Source organism: Exiguobacterium artemiae (genome assembly GCF_033342815.1).
Classification (GTDB): Bacteria; Bacillota; Bacilli; order Exiguobacteriales; family Exiguobacteriaceae; genus Exiguobacterium_A; species Exiguobacterium_A artemiae_A.
Map to the genome: position 1 here is coordinate 1 of NZ_JAWPEN010000035.1, position 1836 is coordinate 1836.

1 protein-coding gene is annotated in these 1836 nt (G+C 46.2%); it reads left to right on the plus strand.

From position 1 onward, the window contains the following. The first annotated feature begins 161 nt into the window (after positions 1 to 161). Entirely contained in the window at positions 162 to 1745 is a 1584-nt protein-coding gene (locus R7V76_RS16565) for an IS1182 family transposase (RefSeq protein WP_318094345.1), read from the plus strand. Positions 1746 to 1836: the final 91 nt, after the last annotated feature.

Consider the following 1836-nt stretch of genomic DNA (forward strand, 5'->3'; position numbering starts at 1 on the left):
GAGGCTGGGACATAACTCAGCTTTATAAATGAGAAGGCCCTCGAAACGTTTTTCGTTTCGAGGGCCTTCTTCTATGATAAAAAACCGATTTTAAGTAAACAAATAAGGACTGCCTCTGATAAAGTTAAAGTGACGAAACCATAACCATCGGAGGTGCCCCTATGTTTAAAAATTATAACATGAACCAGCTGGTTCTGCCTTTAGATTTAGAAATTTGTCTTCAAGAAAACGATATCGCATTCGCCGTTCATCATCTTGTCGAGTCCATTCCCGACGATGCCTTTGAGCCTTTTACTCGAACGACAGGCTGCCCCGCCTATCATCCACGCATGATGATGAAGATCATTTTATGCGCCTATACGCAATCGGTCTTCTCTGGCCGGAAGATCGAAGGACTCCTTCAAGACAGTCTGCGGATGATGTGGCTCGCTCAAGGGAATGAACCGAGCTATCGTACGATCAATCGCTTTCGGGTGCACCCGGCAGTCACACCCATCCTGAAGCAAGCGTTCGTCACCTTCCGTTGCCATCTCGTCGAGATGGGAGAAATTAAGGAAGAAGCGATCTTCATTGATGGTACGAAACTAGAAGCGAATGCGAATCGATATACGTTTGTCTGGCGAAAATCCGTCGAGCGACATAGTGCGTCGCTCGTTGAAAAGTCTAATCTTCTCTATGAAGAACTCGTCGCACAGGAAATCTTACCTGAGATTGAACGGGAAAGTCCAGAAGAACTGACCATTCCTGAACTCGAGCACATCGGTGATGTTTTGGAGGAACGAATCGCTTCTATCAATCAAGAAATCAAGGCAAGTTCAGATACGCAGGAGAGAAAACGACTTCGTTCCGAACGAAAGCAGCCCCATCTTTCCCGAAAAAAGTTCGCGGAGTTCGTGGAAAGAAAAAGAAAGTATGCCGTCCAAAAGGAGACGTTCGATGGACGGAACAGCTATTCGAAGACGGATACGGATGCGACGTTTATGCGGATGAAGGAAGATCATATGCAAAATGGACAACTCAAGCCTGGGTACAACGTGCAGATTGCGACCGAAGGTCAATATACGCTCGCTTATGATGTCTATCCTAATCCGACCGATGCCCGCACGTTCATCCCATTTTTAGATGAGGTGGCCTCGTATCTTACTTTACCGGAACATATCGTGGCGGACGCTGGCTATGGAAGCCAAGAAAATTATCAGGAGATTCTGATGCGCCGAGGGCGCATTCCGCTCGTTCCTTATACGGTGTTTCAAAAAGAGAAGACGCGAAAATGGCGTGATCATCCTTTTAATCTCGCCAACTGGTCCTACAATGAAACAACCGATCACTTTGTATGCCCGAACGGGCAGAATGTGACGTTCCGTTACATGTCTAAGAGGACGGATCGATATGGTTTCACCCGCGATTTCAAGGTGTACGAAAGTGAGAGTTGCGATGACTGTCCGCTTCGATCCCTCTGTACCAAGGCAGAGAAGGGTCGTCATCGCCAAGTCCGAGTAAACGTTTCGTGGGAAGACCAAAAGGAACAGGTAAAGAACCTGCTTTCAGATCAAAAAACCGGGAAAATCTACGCGAAACGTAAGATAGACGTAGAACCAGTTTTTGGGAATCTGAAGGCTAATTTGCGTTTCACTCGTTTTTCCGTAAGAGGAAAAGCAAAGGTAAAACGTGAGCTTGGCTTCATCCTTATGGCAGTAAATCTGAGAAAGTGGCTCACCCAAAGTATTGCCCGAGGGGCAATTTAATAAGAGGTGATGAAAAAAATAAGGGATTGCGCATCGTCACGATGGCAATCCCTTATTTTCTTTAAAAGACAGCTAGTTATGTCCCAGCCTC

Bases quoted from the DNA above. Each gene is read 5' to 3' on its own strand.
- R7V76_RS16565 (WP_318094345.1), top strand. From the start codon at position 162: ATGTTTAAAAATTATAACATGAACCAGCTGGTTCTGCCTTTAGATTTA.